Raw genomic sequence first — 12,443 nt, 5'->3', positions numbered from 1 at the left:
ATCAATCAAATCCCAGAAGTTCAAAGATGTCGCGGTCAGGCAGGGGGGCGGGCGTCGATCCGGGGGCCTGCACCGACCGCCAGAGCGTATCGGCCAGCTTCATGTATTCGGCGCGCGCCATGACCACGTCTTCGGCGTCATCCATTTCGAACAGGGTCTTCTTCTTCAGACGGCTGCGGCGGATGGCGTCAATGTCGGGCATATGCGCCAGACGGTTAAAGCCGACGCGGGCGCAATAGCGGTCCACCTCATCGGTTTCGCGTGACCGGTTGGCGACGCAGCCCGCAAGCTGCACCTTGTAATTGCCCGATTTCGCCTGCACCGCTGCGATGATGCGGTTCATCGCATAGATGCTGTCAAAGTCGTTGGCGGTGACGATCACCGCGCGGTCCGCATGCTGCAAGGGCGCGGCAAAACCACCGCAGACCACATCGCCCAGCACGTCAAAGATCACCACATCGGTGTCTTCCAAAAGGTGATGCTGCTTCAAGAGCTTCACCGTCTGGCCCACGACATAGCCGCCACAGCCCGTGCCTGCGGGCGGCCCACCGGCCTCCACGCATTTCACGCCGTTAAAGCCAACGGCGACGTAATCTTCGGGGCGCAATTCCTCGGCGTGGAAATCCACCTCCTTCAGAATGTCGATCACCGTCGATTGCAGCCGCCCGGTCAGGGTGAATGTGCTGTCATGCTTGGGGTCACAGCCGATCTGCAACACGCGCTTTCCCATCATGGAAAACGCGGCCGACAGGTTCGAGCTGGTGGTCGATTTCCCGATCCCGCCCTTGCCATAGACCGAAAACACCTTGGCGCCTTCGATCTTCAGACTGGCATCCTGATGCACCTGCACCGACCCGTCGCCATCAAGGCCTCTCAGATTTGGTATCTCGTCACGCGGGCTCATGCTGTCGCCCCTTTCATCTGTTCAAAAATATCCCGGGGTCTGGGGCAGAGCCCCAGTCCACCGACGTCACAGGCGATCCCGCATCTCATTCTGCCGCGATCCCTTCCAAACGGTCTTCCATCTCATCGGCGGCGCGTTGCAGCGCGGCGAGGGTTTCGGCATCGGGCTGCCAATAGGCGCGATCCGAGGCTTCCAAGAGCCGCTGCGCCATCCGGTTGCTGGCTTCGGGGTTGAGGGTGGACAGGCGCTTGCGCATGGTCTCATCCAGCACAAAGGTCTCCGACAGGCGCTGATAGACCCATGGGTCCACCTGTGCGGTGGTCGCCGACCAGCCCAATGTATTGGTCACATGCGCCTCGATCTGGCGCACCCCTTCGGCGCCATGCCGCAGCAAAGCCTCGAAAAACTTGGGGTTCAGACTGCGTGACCGGGTTTCCAGCGCGATCTGGTCGCGCAGGCTGCGCACGGTGCCGGTGCCACGGGTCTGATCGCCGATGAAGACCGGGGCATCCTGCCCGCCACGGGCCCGCTTTACCGCGCGCGCAATACCACCCAGCGTGTCGAAGTAATGGTCGACCGACGTCACCCCAAGCTCGACCGACTCCAGATTCTGATAGGCCAGATCCACGTCCTTCAGCGCCTTTTGCAGCAATGCGGCGTTCTGCACAGGCTTTCCCAGTCGGCCGTAGGCAAAGCTCTTGCGCGCCTCATAGGCGTCGGCCAACTCATCTTCGGCGCCAAAGGCCGAGCTTCCCACCAGCACATTGACGTTCGAGCCATAAGCGCCTTCCGCATTGGAAAACACCCGCAAGGCGGCGGTGTCCATGTCCACCCCCATCTCGGCCGCATAGGCAAGCGCATGCGCACGGATGAAGTTCTGGCTCAGGGGCTCATCTGCCGTGGCTGCCTTGAAGGCCGCCTCTGCCAGCATGCGGGTCTGCAAAGGCAACAGATCGCGGAAAATCCCCGACAGGGTCATCACCACGTCAATGCGCGGGCGGCCCAGTTCCGCCAGCGGGATCAGATCGGCACCGGAGAGCCGCCCGTAATGGTCAAACCGTGGCCGCGCGCCCATCAGAGCCAGCGCCTGCGCGATGGGGCCGCCATCGGATTTGATGTTGTCCGACCCCCACAGCACCAGTGCGACCGAACGCGGCAGCCGCTCTGCCGCCGCCAAGAGCCGACCGGCCTGCGCCGCACCATCCTGCATGGCAAAGGCGGTCGGCATGCGGAAAGGGTCAAAGGCGTGGATATTGCGCCCGGTGGGCAAAATCTCGGGCGCGCGGATCAGGTCGCCGCCGGGCACCGGCTGGATGAACCGGCCCGACAGGGCCCGCAGAAGCGCCGGCATTTCATGCTCTTCGCGTAAAAGACGGTCTGCCTTTGCCTTGTCGGCGCTGTCAGGCATCAGGTTGAGCATCGCCTGCCGCTGGTCATCGCTCATGCGCTGGCCCAGCACATGCAGCCCATCCGTGATCAAGGCGCCTTCGGTTTCCAAAAGCTTGATCCAAAGCCGGTCGAGATCGCCGGGCTCCAGATCGACTGCCCGGGCTTGTTCGCGCAGCAGCGCGGTCAAATCAGCGGCCTCCGGCGCGCCCGGCGGCAGGGCGCGCAGGCGCGAGACGGTGTCCTTCACATCCGCAAGGCCCTTGTAGAGGCCGGATTGCGCCAAGGGCGGGGTCAGATGCGTGATCGTCACTGCATTTGATCGACGCTTGGCCAAAGTCGCCTCGGATGGGTTGTTCGCCGCATAGAGGTAGACGTTCGGCAGATTGCCGATCAGCCGGTCAGGCCAGCAGCTTTCCCCCAATCCCGCCTGCTTGCCCGGCATGAATTCCAGCGCGCCATGCATTCCGAAGTGCAGCAGCACATCGGCGCCAAAATCGTCACGCATCCAGCGATAGAAGGTGGTGAAGGCATGGGTCGGCGCAAAGCCCTTCTCGAACAAAAGGCGCATCGGGTCGCCCTCATAGCCGAAGACTGGCTGCAGGCCGACAAAGACATGGCCCATCTGGCGGCCCAGAACATACACGCCGCGCCCGTCGCTCTGCACGCGCCCCGGGGCCGGGCCCCAAGCGGCCTCCACATCGCGCAACCAGCGTGTCTTTGCCACCATCTCCGCCGCGGGCACGATCGCGGCCACATTGGCGGGCTGCCCGTAAGTCTTTGCCGATCCGCCCAACACTGCCTCGCGCAGATCCTCGACGGTGGCAGGCGGGTCAACGCAATAGCCCGCGGCGCGCAGGGCGTGCAGCGTGTTGTGCAAGGACTCGAACACCGCCAGATAGGCTGCGGTTCCGGCCGCCCCGGCATTGGGTGGAAATCCGTAAAGCACGATCCCCACCTTGCGCGCCGCTACCTCCGAGCGCCGCAGGCGGGCCAAACGCGCGACCTTGTCGGTCAAGGCCTCAATCCGCTCGAAGCAAGGCGCCATGGCCCGCGTCGTCAGCGCCTCGGCGCTTTGCGGCTGGCACCGTTGAGCACAACCCGTGCAACCGCCCAGATCATGCCGTCCGGCAAAGACAGTGGGATTGGTCGCGCCGTCGATTTCGGGCAGGGCGATCAGCATGGTGGTCTCGACCGGACCAAGGCCGCCGCCCGAGCTGCTCCATTGGCCCAAGGTCTGAAACTCGAGCGGATGCGCAGCGATATAGGGCACATCCAGTGCGGCAAGCGCCGCCACCGCCGCCGGACTGTCATTATAGGCGGGACCGCCGACCAGACTGAACCCGGTCAAAGACACCAGCGCGTCGATCTTGGCCCCGACCGGACCCTGAAAATAGGACTCCAGCGCGGGGCGGCCATCCAGCCCCCCGGCAAAGGCGGGCAAGACCGCGATGCCCTTGGCTTCAAACGCCGCGATCACGGCATCGTAATGCGCGGTGTCGCCTGCAAGGATATAGCTGCGCAGCATCAGCAGCCCGACCGTGGCTCTCGCATTCTCCGGCCGTGGGATGGCTGCGGTCTGGGTGCTGATGCGCTCGGGCAGCTGAGGGTGGTAAAGGCCGACCTCCGGATAATCGATCGGTGCCGCCGCCGCGATCTTGGCCCAGTCACGCTTGCCGGAATAGCGGCTCACCAGAAAGCGCACCATGGCTTCAAGGTTGTCGTCCGACCCGCCAAGCCAATATTGCATCGACAAGAACCAGGCGCGCAGATCCTGCGCCTTGCCGGGGAAATACTTCAGGATCTTGGGCAGACGCCGCAGCATCGCCATCTGCTTTTCGCCCGAACTGGCCGAGGGTTGCTTGCTGCCGCGCAGCTTTTTCAACAGCGCCATCGGCCCCGAGGCTTCGACGCTCATGTCCAGATCGCCCATCCGCGTCAGCTTGACGACCGAGGGGTCGGCAATCACGCCGACAAAGGCATCGGCGCGCGTGCGCGCGGCCTGCAATTCGGGCAGGATCGCCGCGATATGCTCTTCGATGAACAGAAGGTTCGCCACAACCAGATCCGCGCTATTCACTGCGGCCTTGGCGGCGGCCAGAGCGGCGGGGTTTTCGGCCCATTCGGCGGCGGCATGCACGGACACCTCGATGCCCGGAAAATCTTTGGCAAGCCGGGGCGCGATTCGTGCCGCCGGGCCTGCCGCATGGGCATCCAGCGTCACGATCACGAAACGGTAAACCCCGTCGCCTTTCGGCGCAGTCATTCCCGACGATGTATATCCATCATCGCGCATAATGGGCTTTTGCCTCATAGAGGGTTTCGACAGAAATCTCGGCCACGCCCTTTTCGGCGGCATAGCTTTCGGTGTTGCGCTTGGCCTTGCCACGCACAAAGAAGGGGATCTTCTTCAACTCGCGCTCGGCAGCCGCCTGCCAGACCGGTCCAGCCTGCGCTGCCTCTGCCGTTGTCATCTGTTCATAAATATCCCGGGGGGGGGCGAAGCCGGGGGGCAGCGCCCCCCCAGCAAGATCGGCCACGGGCGCGACGTCCCCAATTTCACGCAGATCGGCCTTGGCGCCGTGGTGGCTGGGGCCAGCGTCGGAGTGAAACTCGAAATCCTCGCGGAACATGGTCAGAAGGTGTTCTTCCAGACCCATGACCAGCGGATGAATCCAGCTGTCAAAGATCACATTCGCGCCTTCGAACCCCATTTGCGGGCTGTAGCGGGCGGGGAAATCCTGCACATGCACGGGGCTCGAGATCACGGCGCAAGGAATGCCCAAGCGTTTGCCGATATGGCGTTCCTGCTGGGTGCCAAGGATCAGTTCGGGGGCGGCGGCGGCGATGGCGTCCTCGACCTCGAGGTAATCATCGGTGATCAGCGCCTCAAGCCCGTAAGCCTTGGCCGCGGCGCGCAAGGGCCGGGCGAATTCGCGGTTGTAGCAGCCCATGCCAACCACTTCGAAGCCGATTTCGGTCGCGGCGATGCGGGCGGCGGCGATCACATGGGTGGCGTCGCCGAAAATGAACACACGCTTGCCGGTCAGATAGGTCGAGTCCACCGATGCGCTCCACCACGGCAGGCGCAGACCGCTTTCATCCACCTGCGGCGACAGGCCGGTGAGGGCCGCCACTTCGTGCAGGAAATCGCGGGTGGCGCCCACACCGATCGGCACCGTCTTGGTGTAGGGCTGGTTGCAGGACCGCTCCAGCCAGCGGGCGGCGGATTCGCCGGTTTCGGGGTAGAGCAGCACGTTGAAATGCGCCTGACCCATGCGGGCGATATCGGCGGGTGAGGCGCCCATCGGGGCCGCCACATTGACCGCAATGCCCATCAGGCCCAGAAGCTTGGTAATCTCGGCCACATCATCGCGGTGGCGGAACCCAAGCGCGGTCGCGCCAAGGATATTGCAGGTGATGGTTTCGGTGCGCGGCATCGGTTTGACCAGCGCGCGGCAGATCTGGTGAAAGGTTTCATCCGCGCCGAAGTTTTCCTTGCGCTGATAGCTGGGCAGATCGAGCGGGATCACCGGGCAGGGCAGACCAATGGCCTCGGCCAAACCACCGGGATCATCCTGAATGAGTTCGGCGGTGCAGGAGGCCCCCACGATCATCGCCTGCGGTTTGAACCGGGCATAGGCGTCGCGCGCGGCATCCTTGAACAGGTTCGCGGTATCGGCGCCCAGATCGCGGGCCTGAAAGGTGGTATAGGTGACCGGCGGGCGATGGTTGCGCCGTTCGATCATCGTGAAGAGAAGATCGGCATAGGTATCGCCCTGCGGCGCGTGCAGCACATAGTGCAGCCCGGTCATCCCGGTGGCGACACGCATCGCACCCACATGGGGGGGGCCTTCATAGGTCCAGAGGGTCAGCTTCATGGCTGGCCTCCGGGGCTCTGCCCCGGACCCCGGGATATTTGGGAACAGGTGATGGGGGCGGTCAGGAGCGCTTTGCGCCGCAGGGGACGGCTGAAGAGGCCAGCAAGATCGCCCGCCTGTTCATAGAAATGCACGGGGGTGAACACGAGTTCGATCGCCCATTTGGTGGTGTGGCCCTTGGCCTCCAGCGGGTTGGCAAGGCCAAGGCCGCAGACGGTGAGATCGGGACGGGCGGCGTGCTGGCGATCCAGCTGGCGTTCGACATCCTGACCTTCCGAGATGACCGGGCCTTCGGGCAGCAGGTCGAGATCGGGGCCGGTGATGGCGGCGTGGAGGAAGGGGGTGCCGACCTCGATCGGGGTCATGCCGCATTCGCGGGCGAGAAAGCGGGCGAGCGGGATTTCGAGTTGGCTGTCGGGGAAGAAGAACACCGATTTGCCGTTCAGCGTGCTGGCATGCGCGGCGACGGCCTTGGCAGCGCGGGCACGCGGCGCGGCGGTGACGCCATCGAACTGCGCGCGCGGCACGCCGAACGCTTGCGCCACCGCCCAAAGCCAGGCGGTGGTGCCCTCTTCGCCAAAGGGAAACGCAGCGGGCAAGTGGGTGGCGCCGCGCCGGATCAGGGCGGCATGGGTATCGCCCAAGAAAGGCTGGACCAGTGCAAAGACCGTGTTGGGACCGACGGCGGGCAGATCGGCCGAGCGGCGGGCGGGCAGCATCCGCACCGGGCCGATGCCGAGCTGTGCGAGCAAGGACAGGCACTGGTCTTCGACCACATCGGGCAGGGCGCCCACGACAAGGAGTTCGCGGGCGGTGGTGCTGGCCAGTGTGGGGACCATGGCGGCAAGGCAGGCATCTTCGCCTTGGGTAAAGGTCGTCTCGATGCCGGAGCCGGAATAGTTGTAGACCCGCACATGGGGGGCGTGCAGCGTGGTCAGCCGTTCGGCCGCGCGGGCGAGATCCAACTTGATCACCTCGGACGGGCAGGAACCGACAAGAAAGAGTTGCTTGATATCGGGGCGGCGGGCCAGAAGGCGGGCGACCTCGCGGTCGAGTTCGGTATTGGCATCGGCCAGACCGGCGAGATCCTTTTCTTCCAGAATCGCGGTGCCAAAGCGGGGTTCGGCGAAGATCATCACGCCGGCTGCGGATTGCAGCAGATGCGCACAGGTGCGGCTGCCCACGACGAGGAAGAAGGCGTCCTGCATCTTGCGGTGCAGCCAGATGATTCCCGTCAGGCCACAGAACACTTCGCGTTGGCCGCGTTCCTTGAGGATGGGAGTGTCGCGGCAGCCGCGTGTTTGCAGATCAAGGGCGGGGGTGTCGAGGCTCATGCGGCAACCCCTTTGAGCGACGTGTCGGGCTGTTCTGCCTCGGCATCGCGGCGTGCCATGCGAAGCTTCCACAGAAACTGCGCGGCATTCACGACATAGGCGGCGTAGGCGGCCAGAGCGACGGCCATTTGGGCGGAGGCGGACAGGGCGCCGCTGCCCAGACCGTAAAGATAAAAGCTGTGCAGGGCGATGACGCCAAAGCTGACGACATCTTCCCAAAAGAAAGCAGGCGCAAAGAGATACTGGCCAAAGACCACCTTCTCCCAGATCGCGCCGGTAACCATGATCACAAAGAGCAGCGCTGTCTTGACCAGAATGGAGAGGGTCGCTGCCGCATAGCCATCTCCCGTCCAGAGAAACCGCAGGACAAGGATGAGCGAGAGGCCAAAGACCAAAAATTGCAGCGGCGCAAGAATACCCTGCACGAGCGTCCATTTTGTCGCGTCCCGGCGGGCCCGCTCTGCGGGCGAATAGAGGCGCCTGCGCTCTGGCTGATTTGGCTTTGGCTGCATGTGCCGCGGCCCTCCCTTTGGTCTGCGTTCCTACAGGTTAGACGGAGAGCCGAAAGTGTCAACATAAACTTACACATTTCGCGTAAGGGTGCTGGCGGCCTTGGGCGCCCAGTTCTCAGGCGGTCGCACAAGGGCAAATAAAAGATTTCCGTGGCGCAACACTGAGTTGCCTGCCTTAGAGCGCCGGGGTGTCTGGGTGCGTGTCAATTTGATTTGACAACTTTGGTCCTAAGGCAGACAGTGAGGGAAGCAATGCACGGTTAAGGGTTGCGCCGCCGGGTCTGCCGTTCACACGGTTGTGTCGCTGGCGTGCGGTCTGCGAAGTGAACTCGGAGCCTGAGATGCGAGATGGCAATCTTTCGATGGACGGGCTACGCAGGCTGAGCGAGGCGGGCCTTTCGCGGTTTGCGGCGGATGTGATGGCGCGTGTTGCCGCGCGCGGAAGTGCAGGCCCCGTAGCTCTGAGAGAACCGCTTCTGGCATCTGTGATGGCTTCGGTGCGCGCGCAAGATGCACACCCGTTGGATTTGGTTCTGGCCAAGTTTGAAAGGGCACGGGTTTCGACAGAGGTGCTGGCGGATCACTACATTCCGGAAGTTGCCCGCCGGTTGGGACGGGCTTGGGAAAACGATACGGCCTCCTTTGCAGAAGTCAGCATCGGCTCTGCGCGCCTTCAGGCGCATCTGAATGAGCTTGGGCGGTCATGGCAGGCCGATGGCACCGATGGGGTGGGCAGGTCTACCTTGCTGCTTGTGGTGCCCGAGGGAGAGCAACATACGCTCGGGGCGCGCGTGGTGTCGGGCTGGATGCGGCGTCAGGGCATCTCTGTCTGCCTTCGCGTCGGGCCAAAGGCCACAGAGCTAGCCGCACTTTTGGCGCAATGTCGCTTCGATGCCGCAATGATTTCTGTTGCTTGCCATGAAAGGCTTGAATCTTGCACCGGCTTGGTGAAAACCCTCAGGGAAGAAACATCAAACGGACTGCGCATCGCTCTTGGAGGTGCGATACTGGGGCGGGGGGAAGACATCGAGACTGTAGCAGGGGTGGATATCGTGACAAACGATCTGCCAAAAGCGGTCGAGGCTCTTGACCTTAGCTGCAAACGGCCTTTGGTGACAGTCATAACGTAGAGTGTGCCAGCCCTTGGGCGGTGCGCAGCAAAAGAACGGATAGTCAGGTGACAACGGATGGACGGCACCTTTTGAACGGCGGCAAGCTTCCGTTGATGGCCCCAGACATGCTGGGCGAAATCATAGCTTCTGCTTGCGATCTGGCTCTTCTCATCTCTCCTGCCCACAAGGTCATCTCGGTTCTTGCGAACCCCGCTCATGGCATGCAGGCGCGGGTGGCAGATTGGGAGGGTGCAGCACTGCCCACTTTGCTTGCATCAGAGAGCTGGCGCAAGCTGGAAGCACGGTTGGTAGATCTTGGTAATCGCCGGACGCCTCCGGTGATTGAGTTGAACCATGCCGATCGCACCGCATGGGAATTTCCGGTGCGCTATTCCCTTCACAAGATCGGATCGGATGACTCGGTTCTGATGATCGGGCGCGACTTGCGGCCGATTGCCGAGGTGCAGCAGCAGCTGATCAGTGCACAACTCGCGCTGGAGCGGGATTACGAAGTGCAGCGGGAAGCGGACACCCGCTACCGTGTTCTGATGGAAGTGGGGCGCGACCCGATTGTGATCGTGTCGATGTCCACGGGCCGGATCACAGATTTGAACGCGGCTGCTGCAAATCTGATGGGCGGAAGCCGCGCCGAAATGATTGGGGCGGCGATCGCTCAAGAATTCGAAGGCCGTCGGCGGGGTGAATTTCTGGAAAGCATGGCAAACCTTGCCGTTGCGGAAAGTGGTGGCCCGATCGAACTTTCAGCGCATCGGTCACAGCGGCGGCTTTTGGTTACGCCCACTATGTTCCGTGCGGCAGGTGAGCGTTTGCTGATGTGCCAGATCGATCAGGCCGACAGCCTTTCGCCGCAGGGTGATGAGCTGACGGCCAATCTGGCCCGGCTGTATCAGGAAGGCGTGGACGGCATCGTTTTTGCCGATGCCGAAGGCAATATCGTCTCGGCCAACGAAGCGTTCCTGAATCTCACCGATAGTGCCAATACGGCTGCGGTGCGCGGCCGGTCTTTGGCGGATTTCTTTGCCCGTGGGGCGGTCGACCTGCGCGTGTTGATGGACAACGTCAAGCGCACCGGGCAGCTGCGCCTTTACGCAACGCGCCTAACCACCGATTTTTCCGGCCAAACAGCGGTAGAGCTTTCTGCAAGCTGGCTCAACAACCGACCGAACCCGGTGTTGGCTTTGGTGGTGCGCGATGTCAGCCGTGCCGACACCTTGCGCCGGCCTGCGGGTCCGCCAAATGAAGAAGGCATGCGCAATGTGATGGAGCTGGTGGGGTCGTCGACGCTCAAGGACATTGTCGCGGAAACCACGGATGTGATCGAAAAGATGTGCATTGAGACGGCGCTGGAATTGACCCGCAACAACCGGGTGGCTGCGGCCGACATGCTCAGCCTGTCGCGGCAGTCGCTTTACGTGAAGCTGCGCAAATATGGGCTGATCAACAAAGACGGCGACTGAGACGCCGGGTAGATGCAAGACTGCTGTGAAAATGGGGCAGGCGACTGCCCCATTTTCGTTTCGCGACCTCTTGTCCGAAGAAGTGCCGGCTGCGTCTCGATTTGACATAGATCAACGTCAGCCCCGAGGAGATGTGTCAATAAGAGTTGACACTTCTTTCGGAGATACGGCATGCGGATCGTGTTTGTTCACCCGAATTATCATTCCGGCGGGGCGGAAATCGCAGGCAACTGGCCGCCCGCTTGGGTGGCCTATCTTACCGGTTCACTGCGCGCGGCGGGTTTTGATGATATCCATTTCATCGACGCGATGACGAACCATTATGACGCAGACGCGCTCCGCAGCCGGCTGCGCGCCTTGTCGCCCGACGTGGTGGGCACCACTGCGATCACCCCCGCGATTTACGAGGCTGAAGAGGTGCTGCGGGTTGCGCAGGAGGTGGCTCCTCAGGCCCTGCGCGTTTTGGGCGGCATCCACGCAACCTTCATGTTTCGTCAGGTGCTGACAGAAGCGCCATGGATCGATGTGATCGTAAGGGGGGAGGGCGAGGAAATCCTCGTCGACCTGATGCAAGCCGTGCAGGCGGGCCGTTGGCCTGCCGATCGGCGCAAGATCAAGGGGTTGGCCTTTCTCGACGGCACCGAGATTGTCAGCACCCAAGCCGCGCCCACGGTCAAGAACCTGGATGGGATCGATCCGGATTGGTCCATTCTGGAGTGGGACAAATACGTCTATGTTCCTTTGGGCGTCAAAGTCGCCATCCCGAACATGGCGCGCGGCTGTCCTTTTACCTGCTCTTTCTGCTCGCAGTGGAAATTCTGGCGCGACTACCGGGTGCGTGACCCAATCAAGGTTGTGGACGAGATCGAGCGTCTGGTGAACGATCACGGCGTCGGCTTCTTTATCCTTGCCGATGAAGAGCCGACCATCAACAAGAAGAAATTCGTCGAGTTTTGCCAAGAGCTTATCAATCGTGGTCTGCCGGACCGGGTGAAATGGGGCATCAACACGCGCGTGACCGACATCTCGCGTGACCGCGACCTTCTGGGCTTTTATCGCAAGGCGGGGCTGGTGCATGTGTCTTTGGGCACTGAAGCGGCAGCGCAGTTGAAACTCGATCTCTTCCATAAAGAGACCACTGTCGCCGAGAACAAGGAAGCCATCCGGCTGTTGCGCGCGGCAGATATCTTCGTCGAGGCCCAGTTCATCGTCGGGCTCGACAATGAAACCGGCCAAACGCTGGAAGAAACGTTCCAGATGGCCTGGGACTGGCAGCCAGATCTTGCCAACTGGGCGATGTATACCCCTTGGCCCTTCACCCCCTTGTTCCAAGAGATCAAGGATCAGGTCGAAGTCTTCGATTACTCGAAATACAACTTTGTGACGCCCATCATGAAGCCCGCGGCGCTGACGCGGGGGGAATTGCTGGATGGGGTCATGAAGAACTACCGGCGCTTTTACATGCGAAAAGCTCTGTTCCATTACCCGTGGCGCGGCAGCGGCTTTCGGCGGCGCTACCTGCTTGGCTGCCTTAAAGCGTTCCTCAAGGCCGGTGTCGCGCGCACTTTCTATGACCTTGGCAAAGCCGGTTACTGGGGTCCGCAAACCCGTGACACCGTCGATTTCCATTTTGACGCCAGCCGCACGGTGGCCGAAGCGCAGGTGGCCGACTGGGACGCCAGTGCCGACAAGGTGCGCCGTCACAAAGAACGGCAAGAAGCGGTCCGGGCGCAAATGAAAGTGCGCGCGACGGAACGCAGCCTTGCTTCAGAGCCGCGCCTGCCGATGGCCTGTGGCGACGGCATGGCAAATGCGCGTGAACTGGCGGAGTGAACT

General features: G+C 62.3%; 8 protein-coding genes. 3 read left to right on the top strand and 5 right to left on the bottom strand.

Annotation, left to right across the window (positions count from 1 at the left end):
* Position 1: 1 nt before the first annotated feature.
* The 5 genes from bchL to bchF all read right to left on the bottom strand — a co-directional run bounded on the left by bchL (position 2) and on the right by bchF (position 8,017).
* On the bottom strand, positions 2–904 hold the full coding sequence (bchL, locus tag CUR21_RS16265) for a ferredoxin:protochlorophyllide reductase (ATP-dependent) iron-sulfur ATP-binding protein (protein ID WP_100198120.1): 903 nt from the start codon (positions 902–904) through the stop codon (positions 2–4).
* Between the two features lie 85 nt (positions 905–989).
* Complete coding sequence (locus tag CUR21_RS16260; protein ID WP_100198119.1) at positions 990–4,586, bottom strand: magnesium chelatase subunit H; 3,597 nt, start codon at positions 4,584–4,586, stop codon at positions 990–992.
* Complete coding sequence (bchB, locus tag CUR21_RS16255) at positions 4,576–6,171, bottom strand: ferredoxin:protochlorophyllide reductase (ATP-dependent) subunit B (RefSeq protein ID WP_100198118.1); 1,596 nt, start codon at positions 6,169–6,171, stop codon at positions 4,576–4,578. The genes CUR21_RS16260 and bchB overlap by 11 nt, the downstream gene beginning before the upstream one ends.
* Positions 6,168–7,505, bottom strand: coding sequence for a ferredoxin:protochlorophyllide reductase (ATP-dependent) subunit N (locus tag CUR21_RS16250; RefSeq protein WP_100198117.1), 1,338 nt, complete (start codon positions 7,503–7,505; stop codon positions 6,168–6,170). The genes bchB and CUR21_RS16250 overlap by 4 nt, the downstream gene beginning before the upstream one ends.
* Positions 7,502–8,017, bottom strand: coding sequence for a 2-vinyl bacteriochlorophyllide hydratase (bchF, locus tag CUR21_RS16245; RefSeq protein WP_100198116.1), 516 nt, complete (start codon positions 8,015–8,017; stop codon positions 7,502–7,504). Before bchF ends, CUR21_RS16250 begins: the two co-directional genes overlap by 4 nt.
* 521 nt (positions 8,018–8,538) lie before the next feature.
* Between bchF and CUR21_RS16240 the strand changes: the two genes are divergently transcribed.
* The 3 genes from CUR21_RS16240 to bchE all read left to right on the top strand — a co-directional run bounded on the left by CUR21_RS16240 (position 8,539) and on the right by bchE (position 12,440).
* Positions 8,539–9,147 carry a B12-binding domain-containing protein gene (locus CUR21_RS16240; RefSeq protein WP_157792046.1) on the top strand — a complete coding sequence of 203 codons (609 nt, stop codon included), beginning with the start codon at positions 8,539–8,541 and terminating at the stop codon, positions 9,145–9,147.
* Positions 9,148–9,194: 47 nt separating this feature from the next.
* Positions 9,195–10,607 (top strand): transcriptional regulator PpsR, encoded by a 1,413-nt coding sequence (gene ppsR, locus CUR21_RS16235; RefSeq protein WP_232622834.1) that lies wholly within the window; start codon positions 9,195–9,197, stop codon positions 10,605–10,607.
* Between the two features lie 171 nt (positions 10,608–10,778).
* Positions 10,779–12,440 carry a magnesium-protoporphyrin IX monomethyl ester anaerobic oxidative cyclase gene (bchE, locus tag CUR21_RS16230; RefSeq protein WP_100198114.1) on the top strand — a complete coding sequence of 554 codons (1,662 nt, stop codon included), beginning with the start codon at positions 10,779–10,781 and terminating at the stop codon, positions 12,438–12,440.
* Positions 12,441–12,443: the final 3 nt, after the last annotated feature.

This window comes from Pseudorhodobacter sp. MZDSW-24AT, assembly GCF_002794355.1.
In the GTDB taxonomy this organism is placed as follows: domain Bacteria; phylum Pseudomonadota; class Alphaproteobacteria; order Rhodobacterales; family Rhodobacteraceae; genus Pseudotabrizicola.
The sequence above is the reverse complement of the archived record's forward strand: the minus strand, read 5'-3'. Positions and strand labels throughout refer to the sequence as shown.

What these genes read in the sequence shown, in the direction of transcription:
- bchB (WP_100198118.1), bottom strand. Translation starts at nt 6,171, where the DNA reads ATGAAGCTGACCCTCTGGACCTATGAAGGCCCCCCCCATGTGGGTGCG.
- bchL (WP_100198120.1), bottom strand. Translation starts at nt 904, where the DNA reads ATGAGCCCGCGTGACGAGATACCAAATCTGAGAGGCCTTGATGGCGAC.
- bchF (WP_100198116.1), bottom strand. Translation starts at nt 8,017, where the DNA reads ATGCAGCCAAAGCCAAATCAGCCAGAGCGCAGGCGCCTCTATTCGCCC.
- CUR21_RS16260 (WP_100198119.1), bottom strand. Translation starts at nt 4,586, where the DNA reads ATGCGCGATGATGGATATACATCGTCGGGAATGACTGCGCCGAAAGGC.
- bchE (WP_100198114.1), top strand. Translation starts at nt 10,779, where the DNA reads ATGCGGATCGTGTTTGTTCACCCGAATTATCATTCCGGCGGGGCGGAA.
- CUR21_RS16250 (WP_100198117.1), bottom strand. Translation starts at nt 7,505, where the DNA reads ATGAGCCTCGACACCCCCGCCCTTGATCTGCAAACACGCGGCTGCCGC.